Source organism: Sphingobacterium sp. 18053, from assembly GCF_902706145.1.
GTDB lineage: Bacteria > Bacteroidota > Bacteroidia > Sphingobacteriales > Sphingobacteriaceae > Sphingobacterium > Sphingobacterium paramultivorum.
The window spans coordinates 48,112-68,886 of the sequence record NZ_CACSJW010000013.1 but is presented as its reverse complement, the minus strand read 5'-3'; the positions used below and the strand labels follow the sequence as shown (position 1 = coordinate 68,886).

Here is a 20,775-nt window from a genome sequence, read left to right as displayed (position 1 = left end):
GTTTTCTATTTACAGCGTATGCTTAGGAGCATTTTACTGGCTCATCAATATTTCTTAAATTTATACTTGTGAAATTAAAAATGTGAGGATATGGTTGCATCATTGGTTATAGGGATAATATTTTTGGTTGCAGGCTTGGGACTTCGTTATTGGATTAACCGCAGAAAGTTTTATAGGCGCAGCCCTATGGGAGCAGAGGGCTTTTCTTCTTATGAAAGTTCGGTTTTCATTAAATTGATTGAAAAGGTTGGCAAATGGATAGCTTACGCCCTGATTATATTCGGGCTGTTATCACTGTGGGTTTACTCCCGTGAGAAAAAAGAAAAGCAGCAGCCGGAAGTAAAAACCGAACAGCCAGCCCAACGCTGATACGCATTCTTACAATAAGATTTGATAAAATCGGATAGCCAAAAGGTTATCCGATTTTATGTTTGCGGCAAAAGTAAACTGCCAAATACTGCCTTTCAACGCCAATCAATACCACATTTTCCACCCCTGTAATAAGCCTTTATAAATTCGACTTCCACAGAAAAATTGAGCAGATTATGGAAGTTATCGCAATACAAAAATCCGCATTTGACGGAATGAAGAATGAGCTAAGGGAACTTTTGGAAATGACCGAAAAAGTCACGAGAAAATACACGCCGATTTTCAAAGCGGAAAAATGGCTCGATAACCAGGAAGTGTGTTTGATGATGAACATTACTAAACGGACTTTACAGACCTATAAGGACAAAGGGTTATTGCCTTATTCCAAACTGAACCGCAAGAATTATTATAAACTCACGGACGTACAGGCTTTGCTCGAAGCCGGACAGCCGTACAATACAGATGGCAATGGATTTACTGACCAATGAAGCTGAAGAAGTCATCGAACAAAAGGAGATGATATTACAGTTAAGAAGCCGTATAGAAGAAATACTGAAAAACTATCGTCCTGTAATGAACGGAGAAATTTATTTGTCGGGCGAAGATGTATGCAAGCTGCTCCATATCAGTAAACGGACTTTACAGCAATATAGGGATGATAAAATCCTGCCGTATATACAGATAGGAGGCAAGATAATCTATAAGGAAACGGATTTAATGAGTGTACTGGAGCAAAATTACATTTCCAATAAAACAGACTAACTGTTACCTTTTTGTACTTGTATGCTTTCATATAGGAACGAGTTTAGTATCTTTGCTATTGAAAATATAGAAAATACTTAAAGTGTTTTTGCTTTAAGTCCCACATTGAAAACTGGTAATTTTTAGACAACGGGACAGATAAGTAGGAACGCTCACGTCAAAAGGCGTGGGCGCTCGCTTATTCGTTGTCGGGCATACCAGTGCCTCAATGTGCGGTAAGTGTAGTTGCCTGCGCTCTTTTTTTTGGTGCAGAACTCCACTTCTTAAAACATTGAGATTATGGACAATGCACACATTTTTTACCCCAAATTTGACCATCCTGCGTCACAACTGTCAGCATTCTCTCTCTGTATAGATGTATTCATCATATCTCTCAAAAATGGCGAAATCGTAAAATTTAAACCGAATGAGATAGAACATTTCAAAGAATGGCTTGAAAAGTTTAAGGTTAGAAATATTGCGTCTGATGATGGCATATCTCGCTATGATAGAACAGCTAATTTGTCTAAATCCCGCCTCGGATTTTATAACCTAAGCAAAAGAAACAAAGGAAAATGAAAAAAGGACAAGCAATCAAAGTAGCGATGATAGATGACCACGATATGCTTAGAAAGGGCATTTGTGATTTTCTACCAAGCTACGGTTTTGAAATCGTATTTGATGCGGATAACGGAAAATCAGCTATTGAAAAAATGGCTGTTTGTGAGCATATTCCAGACGTGTGTATAGTAGATATAAATATGCCTGTTATGAACGGTTTTGAAACCGTAAAAGCATTACGGAAAAAATATCCGCAACTAAAGATGCTGGCATTCAGTGTAAACGATGATGAAAAAGCCGTAGTAAAAATGCTCGAATGTGGGGCGAATGGTTACGTTCTAAAAGGTGCTGACCCTGATGAGCTACAAAGAGCCATTGAGGTTATTTATAACGGAGGGCAGTATTTCAGTTCGGGTGTGTGTGGTATCGCAGAAGAATACTTTGGGAAGAACTAACTTTCAACCTTACGTAATAATCATCAATACCGTTAATAATTAGCGGCGTTCTTTTGCTTCTTTTCTTTGGTCGCTTATGTGGAAAGAAAAGAAGTCATTATCAAAAACAATCATTGGGATAATGAATATCCCACACAATAATGTCGTAACCTGTTTGGTAAAATGTAGAGAAAGGGAATTGTGTAGCGGTGCATTTTGACAAAGGGGTTGCACCGATTTGAAGCAAAAAGACTGCCCCGACCATCGGGAGGATCTGTCTTTTTGCCGCCCAATTTTTTAGGTCAGGCGACTTTTATCGGGTGGGTGCGGAAATCTTTCAGATTGTGAAAAAATCCCTTGTATTCGGTCATTCCCCTGCGGAACAAGTTCCACAATAAGGAGCAACCCATTTGTGTCAATGATGAATTGATAAACAAATCTTGGTGTTCCAATGCTTCGGCAAGTGAGCAACTTGGCGTGTTATCTTCTTGTTCGGATTGCTTCAGCAATTCGCCAAATTCATCGGTAACAAATGGCAGGCTTGCCACCGTTTGGTATTTCTCTGAATTGGGTTGCTTTATCTCTCCGATAGTAGATAGTAGCACTTGTCCTGTATCTTGGCTGTTGCCAAAATCCAACCAATATTTTGGCTCATCTTGGTAGTGTCTGCGGTAGCTTATTTCTTTTAGAATTTCAGCAACGCCAAATCTCGCCTGTACGTTATCCACGCACGTAATAGTAATGATTGCCCTTGCTTCTTCGGGCAATCTGCCAAACTTGTCCTTTTCAAATTTTACCGTTTTGGCTTTCCAATTTGTACCTGCCCAACGGTTGCAACGATTGACTAAAGCAACGGATTTGGATAATCCTGTTTCACTTTCTGCAAAACGCTGTCTGCCTAAATTGGCATTCGTGATAACATCATCATCCCAAAGGCGGACTTGCAAACCTGCGTGTCCTAATGCTATCAAGCTCTCGTTAATTTCCATTAAAGCGGTCAGTACCTTAGAGCCTGTGCCACCTGCTCCGATAAGGTTTACCGAAATCGGATTTGTCGGATTGAGTAAATAATTATCCGTAAAATGGATTGCTGTTTTTTCTGTATTCATCACAATAGATTTTTAAGGGTTTTGTTATTCTTTTTTAATACTTCTTTAGGAAAAGGTTTATCAGTATTGATAAGGTCTTTCCAAAGGTTTACAATGTTTTTTTTCGTTAGGTTCTCGCATAATGAATGGCTGAAATAGGAATTAAAAAAGTAATGTTCCCACGCCTGTATAAATTCCTCAACCGAAGCCGAATTTTTAATATCAATACTAACAGTACCCATACATACATTGCCCTTTTCGTAGATATTGAAGAAAGGTGCGTAATGCAATGGCGTCTTCTCGGTGGGTCTTCTGTCGCTTGCCAAAGCAAATACAGTAAGACTGCTTTTGCTCGCTAACCAAAGCATTGGCGGTACTTGTGCCATTCCGTTGGGTATGCCCAAACTATCCACAAAATACAATTGCCTTTGCTGTGCTTTGGTGTACCATAATACTGTACCTTTTTCAGCATTTGGATTGATATGCAGAATATTGGTCGGTAAAATTCCCTTTGGCTTTAAAAAGGCTGTGTTCTTTTCTTCATCAGTCTGTAAAGACTTTGCCAATACGTTGGCTTCCCTTACGGTCAATGGGTGGGCATTGATAGGGGTTCCGTTGTTGTCCATATCGAAATGCTCCACGTACATTGCTGTATCTGTTCCTTTGGTTTCATAGAAAACCAATGCGGATTTTGGATAGTACAATGTGCCGAAATCTTTGGTTATGTCGTTTACGGTGTTCATTTTTCTGTTGTTTTATAGTCATACAATAGAGTGCAGAGGTCGTCCAATAGGGCAAACAGGCGGTTTTCAAAATCAAGGTTATTTGTCTTTATTTTGCTTCCGTCAAAGGATTTGCAAATGGTCGGTTCTTCCAATATTCCACACTCATTAAACTCGTTGTTGATGCTTTCTTTAAGGCTTTCATATAACCAACCTTTGGTGTCGGAAATAAATGAGATATACTTTTCCATTCCGATTGCTTCGGTTTCGTAATCATCATCATAGGGGTCTTGTTCGGACAATGGTGCGTTTCTGAAAATGGTTGCGTTCGGGTATTCCGAATAAAGGGCAAAAGCATTACAAGCTATCTGCCAACATTCCCTGTCGAATATATCACGGCTTTTAAATCGGCTCAAACGCTGTTCAAATACCTTTAGATTGATACGGTTAAATAGCTTCTGTTCTATATTGTAGCCAATATATTCGGCATTTCTCAACTCACTTCTATATGTTTCGGTTTCATCCGTTTCTTCGTCCTGTTCTACCCAATCTTTATGCGTTTCATATAGCCAATACAAATAGCTGTCTTCCTGTCTGTAATACGGCACATCGGCAATATGGTACAGGTAACTACATACTGATATTAAAAGCTGTGCGGTCTTTTTACGCTTCGGGTCTTTGAGCATTTGAAATAGTGGTATAATTGGAATATAATACAAGGTTGTACCCACATTGTACCTTTCCTCGCTCACAAAAAATGTTTTCTTACTATCCTGTACCAATTTGAAATTATCCCAATTGATATTGGTGCGTTTTACTTTGGTTTCCATATCCCACATAGACAATACTACATTGTAGGGAAATTCAAAATCTTGGGTTTGCATTGGCTCAATGCTGTAATGTTCAGCAAGTCGGGAAAGGGACTTGTAAAAATCCCTCTCCGTTTTCTGACAAGCCTGTACGGATTGTGCTGTTTTCAGTTTAGGCAGAAACGTACACTTTAGAATACCATTGGTAGCATTGCTATTGGTACGGATTTCTGCTTGTCTTTCTGCACTTGGTTTGCGTCCTTTGGTCTTTGTAGCCAATTTGCGAACTCGCCCAACTGTCGGTGTAACTGCTGTTGTCGTTTCTGTTCGGGTATATTGATTGTTCCCGATATGATGTTGCGTTGCATAATTCATCGTTTTATAATTTTGGTTTAACCTTTCGTACCCATTACGCTCTCAAATTTGTACTCGACTGCATCGTCTTTTATTTGTGGTGCAGATGCTTTTGCCGTTGTCAAAATCGGGTACATATTGGCGTAGAAATTCATTACGGCTTCCACGCTCCAACGTGGTTCGGGGTCAGTCAGTCTGATGTCCTGTCCTTTATCTTTGAGTATGAAAACTCGCTCTAATTGCGTTGCTAATAACATAACTTTCTAATTTTGGGGTTAACACTTTTATTCTTCCTCGTCCGCTTCATCAATAGGATAATCGGCTGTAACTTCTGCCACTTGTAGCGGTTCGGGTGCTGTTGCTTCCATTGCTCCGAAAAGGCTCGGTGTGGCGAACTTGTCGGACAATGATGTTTTGCGTTTGCGTATCTCGTCCGCTTTTTCGGGGAACTCTGTTATATCGGGTACTTTCATCCACGCTTCACGGAACTTGCCCTCTTTCTCCAGTTCGTCAGCCTTTGCCATAGCATCTTTAAACTTCTTGTCTTTAGCTTCTTTCTCTTTTTTCTCTTTCTCGGCTTTTTCCTTTTCTATTGCGGAATGCTTTTTAACTTCTTCCAATTGTTTTAGGAATTTTTCCATATCCACCATTAAGCCCGATACCTTTTGTATAGGTGTTGTTATCTGCTCAAAAAATCCCTCGTCAAACTCTTGGGGTGTGGCGTTAAATGTCAATGGGGGAATACCGTTTTTGGCACTATCTCCACACGCTTCATTGTTGAGCAATACCGTTACAATTAGGTTGCTTTCTATTCCTTTTGAAATGTTCAGTTGTAAAACTCCTGTAAAGTCCAACTGCTGTATCTGATTGAAAAAATTTGTGTTCATCGTTCTAAAATTTTAAATTGTTATTTACTGATTTCTGCTATTTGGTCAATCCTGCCGTAAACAATACGTTTAAGGCTTGTTTTGTCGGGGGCGTTGTATTCTGCCCAACTGCCGTATTGCTTTACTACATAGGTTTTCAAAATGTCCTCAAACCCGAAGCGATAACCCATTAGGGGTACGGCTCTTTTGAAATAGGCATTTTGGTTTACTGCTTCCGCAAGCCAATTTTTTTCGGCTCTGTTTAACTTGTCGCCTTTGTTTAGTTTCTCCCTTAATTGATAAACCTTTGCATTTTGCAGGGTTTCCAATTCGGGAACATCGTGGCGTACAAACTTTGTGGCTATTGTCTTCGTTTCCATTGTATCTGCATTAAATGTTATGAGTATTGTTTTTCAGCGGTATAAATGCCATTTTCATAGTAGCCTATAAGCCGCTCCCAAAGCCGTATTAGGCTGTCCGTATCTACATAGAAATACTTGGTTCGACTACAATAAATGATGTATATAGCTTCATCCTTGTATTGTGTTTCAATGCTCTTGCCTTTAGCCAAACTTTTCGCTTCGTCTATTGATTTTGCTTTCATATCTTTTGTATTTAATAGGCTACCACCGTTTAAAGCGGTAGCCTGTAGTTATTTAATTAAGGTTTAGGATTTCCGCACCATCTAAGGCAAAGCCAGTACACAATTCAAATGCTTTCTGTGATTTGAGTTGGGCAGTACCACCCAATACAATGCTCTGCAACTTGGCTTCATCGTTCTTGTAATTTCTTACGTTCTGATAGTAACCTGTAACAGCGTTATATGCTCCGAACAACGTGCCTTTTGTCGTGTCCATTTGCTGTGTATCGCTTATCATCGCATAGGCAAAAGCATCCTCAACGGTGTTTTTGAACACGGTGGAAATTTCATCTTCCGCACCTTTTTTGATGAGGTCAAGCGTTTCTTTGTTCGGGCAAAGTGCCAACTGTATTAGCTTTCTTACCTCTCGGTCTGATACTTTTACTTTTGCCCATTCGTTGAAAATGCCCTCTAATTGGTTGCTCAATGTGTTGGCAAGCCCCATAATCTTGTGAGCATTCTCGATACGTTGTTTTGCTCCCGAAGTATGTTTGATACGAACTACATTCGTCATACTGCGTAACGAAGCGTTTAAGGTGTTTTGACAAACAATTCTGATAGGCGTAAATGCGGCTGTGATACTTCCGCTACCATCGTGCGAAGTAGTTAGGAAAATGTACTTTTCTGTAACATCATCCCCTTTACCTACTCGGATATAGTCGGGCAATTTGGCTGTGATAAAAATCCGTTCTCCATTGCCCAACGCTCCTGCGGTTTCATAGAGAATACCCTCGCCACCACCTACAATAGCATCAAAGAAATTAAAGGCTTCACGGTTCTGTACAATGTGGTAATCTTTGCCTACAACGCCTAATACTGCATTGTTATCGGTGCGTATGTTGGCGAAATAGTTAGGTACTTCCAATTCGCTACTGCCAATCTCTATGCCGTTAGCCGTTTCGATAATACCCGAACCTTTGGTAAATAGTGGGGATTTTACGACTTCGTAATCTAACCCTGCGTATTTGATAGCTTCCTCGCTTGTCGGGTACTGTTCCACGATTTGCCCCAAGTTGTGCCACGCTTTTTGCTGAACGCTGAAAAATGAATAACGTCCTGTTCTCTCGTTGAAATTGATATTATGTGCCATAATATTTAAAATTTTGATGTTGAAAAATGATTGAATACTCGTTGTTAAAATGGGAGGTCGTCTTCTGCTCCCTCTGTTGTAAATCCGTTGCTTTCAGATTGTGCAGTAGCCTGTACGGTTTCGGCTCTCCTGCCTCCTGCAAGCGGTTTGAAGTCAGAGGTATGAAAGTTCAAACCTGCCTTTGCTTCTCCGTCTTTGCCTACCCACGCTCTTGTGCTTACCCTGCCAGTCAGTTCTACCAATAGACCTTTAGTGAGTATCTTCACTGCGTTCGGGGTTCTCCAATATGAGCAGTCGAAATAGGCGGTTTGCTCCACTCGTTCGCCCTGTTTGGTTTTGTAGCTGTCGTTTACCGCTACTGAAAAGTTTACTACTTGTTTTCCGTTTGACGTTGTGCGTACTTCCGCATCCCTTGTCAGTCTTCCTGTGATGTTCATAATCGTCCTGTTTTAAAAGTTTTACATTTTGTTACGTTCGCTTTTCTCGTTTCCTGCTTCCTGTTGTGGTTTGCTCCGCTTCGCTTCGCATAATTTTTTCCAAAAGAAAAACCGGAAAAAAGAAAGCAGATAATCCAAGCGGGCAATAGCGAAGACCAAGAAAAAAAATGATTTAATGGGGGTTCCTTTAGGGGGAAACCGTTCATTCATTTTTTTTATTGGTGGGTGTGTGCGGTGGCTGCCCGCTATAACTTAGCTGCCTTTTTACCGGTTGATTGTGGAAATATTCTGTTCCAATTTTTATGGCATAAATGACCAGGCTATGAGAGCCTGAAACAGAGGTGGGAGTAATCAAAAAGTAAGGGCATAAAAAAAGCAGGATAGTTAAATCCTGCTTTAAACTGATAAGTAAAGAATACACTAATTTTTAAACCGTAATTTCTTCGGTATCGTAAATTACATCTGCGTTTGTGTGTTCATTCAATAATGCTACTTCTTCGCTTTCCATTTTAATAATAAACGCATCTTCCATTGCCTTAAATTTAGGCGAAACCAAATCCATATCCTTACTGATTTTTTGGCTGGTAATCTTAGCATAAATCTGTGTAGTGGAAATATTCTTATGACCCATCATTTTGCTAAGGCTTTCAAGAGGTACGCCCTCGGTCAAAAACATTGTGGCGAATGTGTGACGGGCAGTGTGAAATGTAACTTTCTGTTCTGTAACAATACCTGCTTCCTCAATAAGTTTACCTATATGCGTATTGCAAGTCGCATTGGATGGCATTGGGAATACAAAATCATTTCTTGTAACCCCACGATATTTCTCAATGATGCGTTTGGGAATTTCCAAAAGACGGACGTTGGAAGCAACATCTGATTTTTTCCTCCTGCTGATTATCCATTGGTGTCCGTCAAAGAACGATTGGATATTGCTCCATTTCAGCTTCTTAATATCAATGTAAGAAAGCCCTGTAAAACAACTGAAAATAAAAAGGTCTTTTACAAGTTCATATCTGGGCTTGGATGGTTTCAGGAGCATTAAGGTTTCAACATCCTCTTTTAAAAGGTAGCTGCGGTCGGTTTCTTCCATACTGATTTCATAATCCTCAAAAGGATTATCCCGTATCAAGCCTTTCTTGATAGCCAATTCAGCCAAAGCAATAACTGGCATTGTGTAAACCCAAACCGTATTATGAGTACATTCTTTATCAATGCGAAGAAAGAAATCAAACTCACGGATAAAATCAGAAGTGAGTTCCCGGAAAGCCATATCGTCCCGATGGTAACGCTCTCTTATAAATTCGCTAAGGTGGTTGTAAACAGTGTTGTATTTGCTATATGTGCTTTGAGAGCGTTTTCCCTTAGCGACCATTTTTTCAAAGTCTTCGTTTTGGTCTTTAAAGACTTTTAGTACGGCATCGTCCATTACACCAACACCCAAAAACGAGAGCTTTACTTTCTGTGCGGTCGCAAAACCCTCGTGCTTCAGCATATCGTCATAAATCTTGTCGATACGACCCCGTACGTTATCCAGCTTTTGGTTAATGTTCAAAGCGGTGGCACTCTTGCCCTCAACTCTTCCGTATTTTAAATCCCAATTTTTCGGGTTAATTTCTAACTTTGTTCCCAAAGTTTTAGCTGTTCCATCAATGGTAATACGTGCCATAATTGGTGCATTACCGTTCTTTTTCAGTTCGTTCTTTTTCAGGTAGAAAAGCAGTTTGAACGTGGACTTTTTTGTCTGTTCCATAACTCAAATGTTTAATGTTTAAAATTAAATTACATTGAGTTACAAGGGAATGTAAAAAAGGGTGCAAAAGACTGAAATATAATCAGTTAAGTTATGTAGTTACCTTTGCCAATCAGTAACGAATTAGTAACCTAACTTTGTATTTTCAAGCCCAAAACCTATCAGACACCGAGTTCCAAATTAAGACTACTGTTTTATAAAGCATTGTATAGCAACGGTTTTAATCGTTTTGCTTATTTTTACTTTTTACTAATCTTTTTTTATAAAAAAAGCAAATAATCAAATTATGAAAATTATTTTAAAACTGTTTGGGTTTGGAATAGTATTGTTGTCTTTTTATGCATTGTACAATAAATTTCCGTTGGTTGGGAACTTTCGGGAGTTATCTTATCAATTTACCTGGCCGAATTTCTATTTACCATTTATAAGATTAACAAGTTTTTCGTTTTCGATCTGGCTAGTTGTTTTAGCGCAGGCAACATTAATGAGCTATGTACTTTATCAATATTTCATTGCATTCAAAATTCCGGAAAATTCTATTATTTATCTTTTTTTTCCGTTAACGTTTTGTTCATCCGTTTCTTTACTAGTTTCTACAATAGACTTTGCAGTATTTCATTCGCTGGCAATATTATGCACAGGATATTTTCTACTGGATAATACCTCCAGATTAACAAAACGTGTTTTCGCTGTTATTATATTTTTAACCCTGTTGATCGATCCGATAAATTTAGTTTTTATAGCTACATGTTTTACTTTTAAATACCTAAGAAAACTCAAGTATATCCATTATATTATTCTACTCCTGATTTTTGTAGAAATAATCTTTTTTATGATATTTCTCGGTGCATTGCCTACATATCTCTTATTTTCAAATTATTTATTCCCGGCCGATGCATATCAGATAACAACTGACTCACGTGAGTTTTTGTATCTTTTTACAAATTTTAATTGGGAATCTCGACAGTTTCTGTTGAGCCGACAATATCAAAACTGGCTAAACCTTAATTTTTTTCACTATTCAATTTTTGTTTCGGCTCTCATCGCCTTTTTACAATTATTAAAAGAGATACTCTTTTTTAAGAAAAAACATACAGGATATATTGACTTATCATTGTATTTTCTTTATTCGATATTAATTGTTGTCCCAGTGATATTAGTATTGAAATTTGATAAGTGTTATCAGGTTTCATGGACTTTAATGGTGCCTTTCCTTCTATGCGTTTATCATAAATACAGCTCAAAATGGATACAAAACCTCAAAATAGATTAACAAACCTTCTTATCGTTTTCTTAGGAGCAGTTATATTAATGTGGCTTGCACTATACAATGGGTATCCATTGGTATTTAATCACGATTCTGGTGTCTACCTCGAGAACGCGTTTGATGTGTATGTATCACCCGATAGACCCGTTATGTACAGCCTCTTTATAAAATTTGTGTCAAGAGGATACAGTTTTTGGTTGGTTCCCACCGCACAAGCATTATTGCTTTCTTACGTTTTATATTTGTTCTTTGAAGGAAGAACAAAAAATAGCGCGTTCATATTTTCAATATGTTTTTTGTCTCTTTCTATGGGACTTTCGTTCGAAGTCAGCTGGTTGATGCCCGATGTATTTGCAGGCGTTCTGCTATCTTGCATGATTTTATTATTATTTTTTGAATTAAAATGGTATCATAAGCTGTTTTTATATGCAATGGTTATTTTTTGTACTGCAGTACATAACTCAAACTCTTACATTGCGATTGGAAGCCTTTTTCTTTCTGCTTTATTATTGATCCCTATTTATGTAAAAATCAGATCAACCTCATACATACTGCTATGGAAAAAAATTGGGGCAGTATTTGCAACAGTAGTTTTTGCTATTCTTTTGAATGCGGGGATTCACAAGTTTTTGGGAGGAGATTTCGAGTCATCAAAGGGAGGTAGCGTATTTCTCTTTAGTAACCTGATCGAAATGGGTGTGGTGGACGAATTTCTTGATCAACGTTGCCCAGACAAGAAATACCGTCTGTGTACCTATAAAGATTCACTTCCGAACAATTTTCTATGGGATAGTAATTCACCAATTAATAAAACAGATGGGTGGAAACATCCGGAAGAGTATCAGCTCATTACCAAAGACATATTGTTGACACCAGAGTATACATTCAAGGTTGGCTATCAGTCGGCTATATACACGCTCAAACAGCTGGTTAATTTTGACGTTGTGGATATTGCAGGGGTTGGCGAGCGGGTAAAAAAGGCTGTATTTATGCATATACCGCAAGAACATTATCCGCTAATGACGAGTAGGGAAGCGCAACATCGCCTGGATATTTCATGGCTCAATTATTTTAATATTTTCTTTTTTTTCGCAGCTGTATTATTCAATATTTCCATTCTTAGATCTAAATCTGTTTCGATGAAGATTAAGATGATTACATTCTTTATTTTTCTGATTTTGATTGTGAATGCTTTTATCTGTAGTGTATTTTCCGGTGTACATCCGAGATACCAGGGAAGGATATCCTGGACAATCATTTTACCATTCTTTCTAATTTATCAAAACCAAATTCAAACGATTATAACCAAATTTTGCCATTATGGAATTAACAATTTTAATGCCCTCATTAAACGAGGAAAGAACAATTTTTAAGTGTATTGACAAAGCCCTCAGCTCGATAGAGCGATTAAATATTGAGGCGGAGGTCCTGATTGCAGATAATGGATCCACTGATCGAACGATAGAGATCGTTTCCTCGTACGAAGAAAATGTGCGTTTAATTTCTGTTAATAAGTTAGGTTATGGTAATGCATTGATAGAAGGTATTGAACAGGCAAAGGGAAGATTTATCATTATGGCTGATTCTGATGATAGTTACAATTTTTTGGAAATCGACGGATTTTATGAGAAGTTGAAAGAAGGGTATGACATGGTCATCGGTAATCGATTCAGCGGTGGAATTGAGGAAAATGCTATGCCTTTTTTGCACCGATACCTAGGAAATCCTGTACTGTCTTTTTTAGGAAGGTTATTTTACCAAATCAAGATAAAGGATTTCCATTGCGGATTTCGAGGTTTTAAACGTGATGAGGTGATGAATTTAAAGTTATGTTGTGGAGGAATGGATTTTGCTTCCGAAATGATTGTAAAATCGAGTCTGCACAACCTTTCGCTTACGGAGATCCCTATAAGATTATACAAAGATGGCAGAGATCGGAAACCACATTTGAATACATGGCGAGATGGTTGGAGACATCTTAAATTTCTATTATTATTTTCTCCTAAATGGGTGTTTTTATATCCGGGAATTTTGTTAAGCACATTTGGCTTGACATTATTTGCGATATTGTTAAATACAGATATTCAAATAGCTAATATAAATTTGAGTATTCATACAATGATTTACTCTTCGAGTTTATTCATCATTGGGGTACAGTTATTTTCATTTTATATTTTCTCAAAGCAGCTAAGGGACAATGTGTTACTTAGTAAGGCTCCAGTCATGCGAAAATCCAGATTAACGATTGAAATAGGATTAGTGGCTGGAGGTGCAACAGCTCTGGCAGGTTTGATTCTATTCTTTTTGAGTGTTTTCTATTGGGCCGATAAAAGTTTTGGAAATCTTGATCCGTTGAAAATGATGAAGTTGGTTATGCCTTCGATCACTTTATTGATTGTGGGAGTTATCCTTTTATTCAATAGTTTCTTTCTCAATCTGGTAGCATTAATAACTAAGAAATGATATGTTGAACTCCAGAAAAGTATTTCTCTTCACACTGCTGTTTTTTTTGACCATATTCTGTATATATTATCTTTTATATCGCCTAGGTGTGATGGCTGTTTTACCGGATAATTACAATTTACTTCGAAATGATGCGGACTGGTATTACAAAATAACAGAAATCGGCTATTATTATCAGCCAAAGGCAATTGGCAACACCGCCTTTTTTCCATTCTTTCCCTTTTTTTGGAAATTTACGGGCCTATCTTCACTTGGGATTTCAGTCATCAATCTGTTGCTTTTTTGTGCTGCGCTTTCACTGCTAAATCAAGTATATAAGTTTACTTTATTTAATCTATTATTTATCTGCACTATTCCATCATTTATCTTTTTTATAGTTCCCTATTCGGAGGCATTATTCTTCTTATTTGGGAGTATCTATATTTATGGACTTTGTAGGGGATCTTTTTTACATCAAGGAATAGGTTTGTTAGGAAGTGGTCTGACAAGATCAGTTGTGACGATATTTATACCAGCAGTTTTTATTGTTGAAATCTGCATTTTTCTCTTTTATACTGAAAGAAAATGGGGTGATTTTAAAGATTGCCTCATGAAATTGTTATATCAGTGTTCACTATGTCTACTCAGTATCGGTATTGTTGCTGTTTATCAATATACTGCAATAGGGAAGTGGTTTTATTTTATTGAAATACAACAGTACTGGGGGCGTCATTTTCAATGGCCAACTCTTCCTTTTACAACCTTTACTCCCCAATCTGCTATGGGTATGGATACCATAGGTCTGAGCATGGGCTTTACAGCAATAGCACTATTTCTTTTCCTGATTAACAAGGTTTGGTATAGAAAGGTCGATAGAAAATTGAATAAAAATTACGACCGGGCACTTATTTTCTCCTTATGTTACTTCATATTTATTTCAATATTAGATGTCTTTTTTACGAATGATTATCAAGGACACACCAAGATCTGGTCTATAAATAGACATTTGCTTTGTACTCCCTATTTTTTTGTCATTCTTTTTGGACTTCGAAGCTCTCGTTGGTCCGGGGTTGTTGGCCAAAGATTTTTTATGGCTGGAGTAACAATGATTTTTTTAACCACTTTATTTTTGACCCAGATTTCTACTTATCCCATTCAGCTTATTTACTTCATCTTTTTTTCGGTATATCTTTTAAAATATATAATAATTCAAGGTCCTTTAGACGGTATGGAGCGCATTTTACATGCATTGTTTGTCAGCATCAACGTTATGTTTTATTTGATTTACATGCAGAATTATCTTCAGAATGGCTGGCTTGGTTAATTTTTTCATGCGAATAAGAAACTACTATTTATATAATCAATTAAAAAATTATGGAATTACCAAAAAAACGGGCGCTAATAATTGGCGCTGGCCCAGCGGGGTTAACGGCAGGTTATGAACTTCAGACGCGAACGGATATTGAACCAATTATTTTCGAGATGGACGATTGTTTTGGAGGAATATCCCGGACAATAAACTACAAGGGAAATCGGATGGATTTGGGGGGGCATCGATTTTTTTCAAAATCAGACAGGGTAATGGAGTGGTGGGGTAATATTATGCCGTTGGGTAAATTGGAAGAAGATACGGTTTCAGAACTCCAAACAAATACTTCAAGGAATAAGCAGTGCCAAACAGATGAAAATGAAGCCATGTTGGTAAGGAATAGATCCTCTAGAATTTTATATTTGGGGCGTTTATTTGACTATCCCATTCGCATGTCCCTATTGACAATAAAGTACCTAGGCCTTATCCGGTTTTTTAGAATCTCAGGATCCTATTTATGGGTGCGTCTTTTTCCTATTAAAGATGAGCGAAATCTAGAACAATTTTTTATTAATAGGTTTGGGAAGTATTTATATCTTATCTTTTTTAAAGACTATACTGAGAAGGTATGGGGAGTTCCCTGTTCCAACATTAAATCGGAGTGGGGAGCACAGCGGATCAAAGGACTATCTTTTAAGGAAGCTATTTCTCATGCGATCAAAAGTAAAATGAAAAAACAAACCGATATTGCGCAGAAAGAAGTGGAGACCAGTCTTATCGACCGTTTTCTTTATCCTAAATTTGGACCGGGACAGTTATGGGACAACGTAGCCAGCAGATTTCAGTCTTCAGGGGGGCAAATAATAAAGAATTCAGAAGTAATAGGAATTGATTGGAACGATAAAGAATCTGTATCGGTCACTGTAAAAGACCACTTAACAGGAGATGTAAATGAATATCATGGAAATGTATTGATTTCCAGTATGCCTTTAAAAGAATTAATTGGTCGAATGAAAAATGAGGTACCCTTGGAAGTAAAAAAAGTTGCAGCTGGTTTAGTGTACAGAGATTTCATTACCGTAGGTTTATTACTAAAAGATATAAAAATAAAGGATAAAGGACAATTTAAGGATGGTGGAAATCTCCCACCAGACAACTGGATATATATTCAGGAAAAGGGTGTTTCCTTAGGCCGTTTGCAAATATTTAATAATTGGAGCCCTTATCTTGTCGCAAATCAGGAACATGTATGGGTCGGGCTAGAATATTTTTGTAACGAAGGTGATTCCTTGTGGAGAATGTCCAATACAGATTTTATCGAATTTGCAATTGCCGAGTTAGTTTCATTAGGTATGATCACGAAGGAATATGTACTCGATAGTACAATAGTGAGAGTTCCAAAAGCATATCCTGCTTATTTTGGGACGTACGATAGTATAGATATTTTAAAGAATTATTTAAATTCAATGGAGAATATCCACCCAATTGGCAGAAATGGAATGCATAAGTACAATAATCAAGATCACTCGATGCTCACGGCGATGACTACCGTTGATAACATAATCAATGGCGAAGGAACAAAAACTGATGTGTGGAGTGTTAATACAGAACAAAAATACCACGAGAAAAGAAATGAAAATTAGAGCACTAAATTCCAATCAATTTTTTTGTTTGATTTCGCTACTAATTACAATATTATCAATTGTCTTTATTGAACATTATCGAATGTCAATAGAGGAGGCGGATGTATATTACCAGAATGAGACTGCAAATTATCCTGTAAATCCTTATTATAAAAGAGGGAATGAGCGCTCTGGAATTTATGTATATCGGATAAAAGCAAATTCATCTTTTCTGTTTTCTGGTCTTTTACAGATCGTACCAGATGACCGTTTATTGGAAGTTCGCATAAATAGCCATGTAGTACCACTGACAATGTTTACTAAGGAAGAGCTAAGTGATATTAGGAGAGGGGTACGTATAAATGTTTTGCCATATTTTATTCCAGGTGTCAATCAAATAGAACTTAAAGTAGAAAACTATCAAGGCGCATTTGGCGGAAAAGTTATTGATAAAACAAATTATAATAAGTATATCATTCTGCTTCTGGGAATATTAGCCGGTTTGTTTTTTTTAAGAAACAGAAATATAGCAAAAGATGCATTCATAAAACTCAAAAATAGAGAAGGAATTATTTTTTGGCGTACCACAATCTCAATAATTGCACTATTTCTTTTTTTAATCATAATCGGACGATTTTGGAGTTTTTCATGGATAAAGTGGAATATCGCTGGATTTTTGATTCTGTCTGTAATTTTTTTTACTTGTAAACGTATATATCAAAAGTTTTTATTTAAATCATCCATCTTTATATTTGTCGGCAGCATATGTCTTTTTATTGTTGGTGCTATTGTAATACCATTTGAAAGATACAGCTATGATGTCCATGGTCATGTTGAATATGTAGGTTATATTTTACAATATAAGGAGATTCCTCTAGCATCAAGTGGTTGGATGTTTTACCATCCGTCACTTTACTATTTGGTTTCCGCAAGCTTTTTATGGATTTCTAATTTTTCGGGAGTAACCTCCGATGAAGCTGTTAAGATATTGCAATTATTGAGCTTATCATTGTTTATTTTATATTCTTACTTTTCGATAGCGTCAATAGATAAATTCTTCAGAATTATTATTTCTAAAGATATTGCTTCTAAGTCTAAAATTGTTTACGCTTATTATATGGCCATTTTGCTTTTTCTGTTGTGGCCTTCGAATATGATAGTGGCTATTCGAATCGGAAACGATATTATGTTTGATCTTCTATTTTCAATTGGATTTTATTTTTCGTTGTGTTGGTATGATAGCAAAAAGTTGGGCGACCTATTTTATGCAACTTTTTTTGCGGCATGTTGTGTTTGGGCTAAGAGCAACGGATATATATTATTTGCCTTGCTAGCAATGCTTCTACTTGTATTGGTAATAAAAGAGATTCGTGTACATAAAATCAAAGAGACAACGTTAACTGCAATTTTTACATTATTTTTTGTTGGCTTATTTTCGGTTTATTTATCGTTTGGTGCTAAAATCAGAAGTAGCCTTAATGGAAGCCAAAAAAGTATGATTGTTGAAAATGCTACCAGTTTAAATCCAGCTCTGCTAGTCGATGCCCATTTTTCGAACTTTATGCCATTTAACCCTCTGCCTTTTATAGAAATACCATTCACGGATTCTATGGACGACAGCAGGGGGCGCCAGTCATTTTGGTACTATTTGATGAAAACGAGTTTATTTGGAGAGTTTCATTTTGATGGGATAAAAATAGCTGTCATTGCTCAGTCTATCAGTTTGTTATTTCTTTTGCTTGTGTTGTCATTCTTTTATGGTATGATCCGTTATTGTCGTATTGCGGCGGTACCACCATTTATTTTCAGTATAAGCTTGCTCACGTTTGCTATGATAGCATTTCGAGTATGTTACCCATATTCTTGTTCTAACGATTTTAGATATATTTATCCAGCAATTCTCCCTTTTGTACTTATATCATCCTTGAGCCTAATACGATTTAAGGATAGTAAGTTAATTCTTTTTTTATTTTTGTCTTTTGCATTATTAAGTGGCCTGTTTCAGATTTCACTTTTGTTTTAGCTATTCATTAAATAACAAAAAAGAAAATAAAAACTTTTATTGCGTTAAACAGGGCTGTCTTTCGGGGCCCTGTTGATTTTTCTTAGTGAGGTAAAGTCTATACATTATTAACCGATGAGTTTTTGTAAGTACAAAATTTTTTCCGAAAGTTACGATTGGACTTTTCTAATTTACGGTACTAATTGATTTATTTGCTGTGGTTGCGTTATATACTTTGATAACTCTGCTGCTGTGCGATACCCCACCACTGGGCTGTTAGTAGGTTAATTTAATATTTAATTAACATAATTTTAATCTAATTTACACTACTTGATATTCATTAACACAAGTTGTTGTTAGCTTTGAAATGATAAAAAAAGTAGACTTATGTTAAGGAAAGTCATATTTTATGGAATGGTCTTGATGGTGGGAGCCTCCATAACTTAATGTTCAAAAGATGAAAAAATAGAATCAGAGTCAGGGGAGGTTATCGAAACCGGTATAGCGATAAACATTAGTTCGGCATCAATAAGTGGTCCGGTTGAATGAAGAGGCACGCTCGCCAATTAAATCCCGGAAAGAGGGGTGGGGAATCTGAAGAAATCAAAAATAAATATCATAAGTTTTATATTAATCTACTTCTTTATTCCAAAAAGTAGATTAACATTAATATTCTACAAAAACTTAGGTTTAATAGAGTTAAGGCAATGTAGGTTCCGTAGCTTTAAATGTGTAAAAGATCATTACGGGGCTTTGTGGCGAACCAGGTGATTGTAAGTTGAAACTACCCTTAAGGCTTACAGAGACAGAATTCGTGAACCCTCCAGTCGTGGCGTAAAGCTGCGCTGTGCCATTAGCTGAACCAGCCGCACCATTTGCGGTAAGGTCTACGTTATAATTAGTCAGTTGCATAAAACCGGCATAAGTCAAATATTGACCGTATGCAGTAGTGTTTGAAAAGTAGCAGTATCCAAGATATTGTGGAGCTGAGGTCGAGGTTTCCTGTTTCCATGGCCAGTTCACCGTTGTCGACACCGAGTATGTCAACGTGAAAGTATTACTTATCGAAGAATTGGATGATTTTGAGAGAAAGTGGGAATAAAAATTTTGCTCAATTCCACTGGTCGATGCCCTATTGTTTGTTCCGAAAGTATTATTATTTTTTCCAAGCAGCTTAAGCCCATCGGTTGAATTCGATTTAGAGTTAACTTGGCTTGATGGATAAATAGTGGCTGTGTCATAAATAACAGTGTTCTTTACCAATTCTTTTAAATACTTATACTGTTCCTCGTAAGTAGCAAAGGTATGAACTGGCTTATTTTCCTTGTTAGCCATTTTTGTGGAAGAAGAGATAGAAGTTAAATTAAATTCTTGCTGTAGCTTCTTTTTGTAATCAACTTCCGTTGTGATTGCGTCTTGCTTTTTACACGCAAGGAGGAGGGATAATGACATCGCTGTCAATACCAGATTTTTTGTTTTCATAATAATTTATTTTAAGTTAAAGAATGATCGATTACCAGGTTATTGAATTTTTAATATTTTCGGGTATTTTATCGGAAATACTGTCAATTACGAAGGTCTGTATGCCCTGGGGGTTATTGTCAAGAGGAATTTTTAGCCAAAGGATTTGATAAGGAAAATTGGGAACAAAGAGATTTAAAGGAGACTCGACGTTTAGTTTTGATTTGGTATAGGCAAATTCAAAATCTGAACCTAAAATATGTGCTTTACCTTTTGTACATGTATGTCCTGCTAAAGTAAGTGTTTGGCTACTTAATGTATCAAGCTGTGTTATTTTTGGAGGCTTTACTGAACATTTGTAGAATAATTCAGGACCATAATCAGCTAAAGCAACTTCTTGGTATTTACTTGAATCTGTTTCGCATTTATATCTAACAAGCCCTTGCGAGAGATTAATAAGATAAGTGGGCATAATCTTACTTACAGTCAGAGCCCCGTCCACAGAATTGTTGGTTTCAATTAAGCTATTGTCGTTCGTTCTTTCCTGTCGCAGCACTAAATTACCATTCATATAATAGGTATACTTATAGTAAAGCTCCTTCTGGTCTTGATGGTCAACATGCGCGAGATACCACTTTAGAACCATTTTACCACAACCTTGGTCTTTAACCACATTTTGACAAAAAGCCCTGCCATTATAAAAGAACAGTAGGGAAGTAAGAAGTAAAACCTCTCTGAAAGTGGTTTTTATAAAAGATCTAGAGAAGTACATAATTTAAATAAAGTTAAATAACGAGCGATATTGAAT

At 37.0% G+C, this 20,775-nt stretch carries 22 protein-coding genes; 10 read left to right on the top strand and 12 right to left on the bottom strand.

Annotated features, from left to right (window positions below):
• Positions 1 to 90 precede the first annotated feature (90 nt).
• The 5 genes from GVK91_RS25655 (at position 91) to GVK91_RS25635 (ending at position 2,126) form a co-directional block, all read left to right on the top strand.
• The gene (locus tag GVK91_RS25655; RefSeq protein WP_159732103.1) at positions 91 to 369 is read left to right on the top strand and encodes a molybdenum ABC transporter permease; all 279 of its coding nucleotides are present in this window, start codon (positions 91 to 93) and stop codon (positions 367 to 369) included.
• Positions 370 to 545: 176 nt separating this feature from the next.
• The gene (locus GVK91_RS25650) at positions 546 to 857 is read left to right on the top strand and encodes a helix-turn-helix domain-containing protein (RefSeq protein WP_159732100.1); all 312 of its coding nucleotides are present in this window, start codon (positions 546 to 548) and stop codon (positions 855 to 857) included.
• A complete protein-coding gene (locus GVK91_RS25645) occupies positions 838 to 1,131 on the top strand; it encodes a helix-turn-helix domain-containing protein (protein ID WP_159732244.1) in 294 nt (97 codons plus the stop codon). The genes GVK91_RS25650 and GVK91_RS25645 overlap by 20 nt, the downstream gene beginning before the upstream one ends.
• A gap of 279 nt (positions 1,132 to 1,410) precedes the next feature.
• The gene (locus GVK91_RS25640; protein WP_159732097.1) at positions 1,411 to 1,689 is read left to right on the top strand and encodes a hypothetical protein; all 279 of its coding nucleotides are present in this window, start codon (positions 1,411 to 1,413) and stop codon (positions 1,687 to 1,689) included.
• Positions 1,686 to 2,126 carry a response regulator transcription factor gene (locus GVK91_RS25635; RefSeq protein ID WP_159732094.1) on the top strand — a complete coding sequence of 147 codons (441 nt, stop codon included), beginning with the start codon at positions 1,686 to 1,688 and terminating at the stop codon, positions 2,124 to 2,126. Before GVK91_RS25640 ends, GVK91_RS25635 begins: the two co-directional genes overlap by 4 nt.
• Positions 2,127 to 2,407: 281 nt before the next feature.
• Here GVK91_RS25635 and GVK91_RS25630 read toward each other — a convergent pair whose 3' ends face one another.
• From GVK91_RS25630 to GVK91_RS25585, 10 genes are all read right to left on the bottom strand, one after another.
• Positions 2,408 to 3,214, bottom strand: coding sequence for a PRTRC system ThiF family protein (locus GVK91_RS25630; RefSeq protein ID WP_159732091.1), 807 nt, complete (start codon positions 3,212 to 3,214; stop codon positions 2,408 to 2,410).
• Positions 3,214 to 3,936: a PRTRC system protein B gene (locus GVK91_RS25625; protein ID WP_159732088.1), complete on the bottom strand. Its 723-nt coding sequence runs from the start codon at positions 3,934 to 3,936 to the stop codon at positions 3,214 to 3,216. The genes GVK91_RS25630 and GVK91_RS25625 overlap by 1 nt, the downstream gene beginning before the upstream one ends.
• Complete coding sequence (locus GVK91_RS25620) at positions 3,933 to 5,099, bottom strand: hypothetical protein (protein WP_159732085.1); 1,167 nt, start codon at positions 5,097 to 5,099, stop codon at positions 3,933 to 3,935. The genes GVK91_RS25625 and GVK91_RS25620 overlap by 4 nt, the downstream gene beginning before the upstream one ends.
• A 17-nt stretch (positions 5,100 to 5,116) precedes the next feature.
• A complete protein-coding gene (locus GVK91_RS25615; protein WP_002978317.1) occupies positions 5,117 to 5,335 on the bottom strand; it encodes a PRTRC system protein C in 219 nt (72 codons plus the stop codon).
• A gap of 27 nt (positions 5,336 to 5,362) precedes the next feature.
• Positions 5,363 to 5,965: a PRTRC system protein E gene (locus tag GVK91_RS25610; protein WP_159732081.1), complete on the bottom strand. Its 603-nt coding sequence runs from the start codon at positions 5,963 to 5,965 to the stop codon at positions 5,363 to 5,365.
• Between the two features lie 20 nt (positions 5,966 to 5,985).
• Positions 5,986 to 6,324 carry a molybdenum ABC transporter ATP-binding protein gene (locus GVK91_RS25605; RefSeq protein WP_159732078.1) on the bottom strand — a complete coding sequence of 113 codons (339 nt, stop codon included), beginning with the start codon at positions 6,322 to 6,324 and terminating at the stop codon, positions 5,986 to 5,988.
• A gap of 17 nt (positions 6,325 to 6,341) precedes the next feature.
• Positions 6,342 to 6,548, bottom strand: a complete 207-nt coding sequence (locus GVK91_RS25600; RefSeq protein WP_159732075.1) for a DNA-binding protein — start codon at positions 6,546 to 6,548, stop codon at positions 6,342 to 6,344.
• Positions 6,549 to 6,600: 52 nt separating this feature from the next.
• Positions 6,601 to 7,674: a DUF932 domain-containing protein gene (locus GVK91_RS25595; protein ID WP_159732072.1), complete on the bottom strand. Its 1,074-nt coding sequence runs from the start codon at positions 7,672 to 7,674 to the stop codon at positions 6,601 to 6,603.
• A 44-nt stretch (positions 7,675 to 7,718) separates the two neighbouring features.
• Positions 7,719 to 8,111: a single-stranded DNA-binding protein gene (locus GVK91_RS25590; RefSeq protein WP_159732069.1), complete on the bottom strand. Its 393-nt coding sequence runs from the start codon at positions 8,109 to 8,111 to the stop codon at positions 7,719 to 7,721.
• A 427-nt stretch (positions 8,112 to 8,538) separates the two neighbouring features.
• Positions 8,539 to 9,864, bottom strand: a complete 1,326-nt coding sequence (locus GVK91_RS25585) for a site-specific integrase (RefSeq protein WP_235032996.1) — start codon at positions 9,862 to 9,864, stop codon at positions 8,539 to 8,541.
• 1,245 nt (positions 9,865 to 11,109) lie between these two features.
• Here GVK91_RS25585 and GVK91_RS25580 point away from each other — a divergent pair.
• Genes GVK91_RS25580 through GVK91_RS25560 form a run of 5 tightly spaced genes read left to right on the top strand, consistent with a single transcriptional unit; the run spans position 11,110 to position 18,527 of the window.
• Positions 11,110 to 12,504: a hypothetical protein gene (locus GVK91_RS25580; protein WP_153848778.1), complete on the top strand. Its 1,395-nt coding sequence runs from the start codon at positions 11,110 to 11,112 to the stop codon at positions 12,502 to 12,504.
• Positions 12,452 to 13,594 carry a glycosyltransferase family 2 protein gene (locus GVK91_RS25575; protein WP_153848779.1) on the top strand — a complete coding sequence of 381 codons (1,143 nt, stop codon included), beginning with the start codon at positions 12,452 to 12,454 and terminating at the stop codon, positions 13,592 to 13,594. Before GVK91_RS25580 ends, GVK91_RS25575 begins: the two co-directional genes overlap by 53 nt.
• 1 nt (position 13,595) lies before the next feature.
• Positions 13,596 to 14,897: a hypothetical protein gene (locus tag GVK91_RS25570; protein ID WP_153848780.1), complete on the top strand. Its 1,302-nt coding sequence runs from the start codon at positions 13,596 to 13,598 to the stop codon at positions 14,895 to 14,897.
• Positions 14,898 to 14,947: 50 nt separating this feature from the next.
• Positions 14,948 to 16,525, top strand: a complete 1,578-nt coding sequence (locus tag GVK91_RS25565; protein WP_153848781.1) for an NAD(P)/FAD-dependent oxidoreductase — start codon at positions 14,948 to 14,950, stop codon at positions 16,523 to 16,525.
• On the top strand, positions 16,515 to 18,527 hold the full coding sequence (locus GVK91_RS25560) for a hypothetical protein (protein WP_153848782.1): 2,013 nt from the start codon (positions 16,515 to 16,517) through the stop codon (positions 18,525 to 18,527). The genes GVK91_RS25565 and GVK91_RS25560 overlap by 11 nt, the downstream gene beginning before the upstream one ends.
• 678 nt (positions 18,528 to 19,205) lie before the next feature.
• Here the strand turns inward: GVK91_RS25560 and GVK91_RS25555 are convergent.
• Entirely contained in the window at positions 19,206 to 19,988 is a 783-nt protein-coding gene (locus GVK91_RS25555; protein ID WP_153848774.1) for a hypothetical protein, read from the bottom strand.
• A 31-nt stretch (positions 19,989 to 20,019) separates the two neighbouring features.
• A complete protein-coding gene (locus GVK91_RS25550; protein ID WP_159732063.1) occupies positions 20,020 to 20,739 on the bottom strand; it encodes a hypothetical protein in 720 nt (239 codons plus the stop codon).
• Positions 20,740 to 20,775 lie beyond the last annotated feature (36 nt).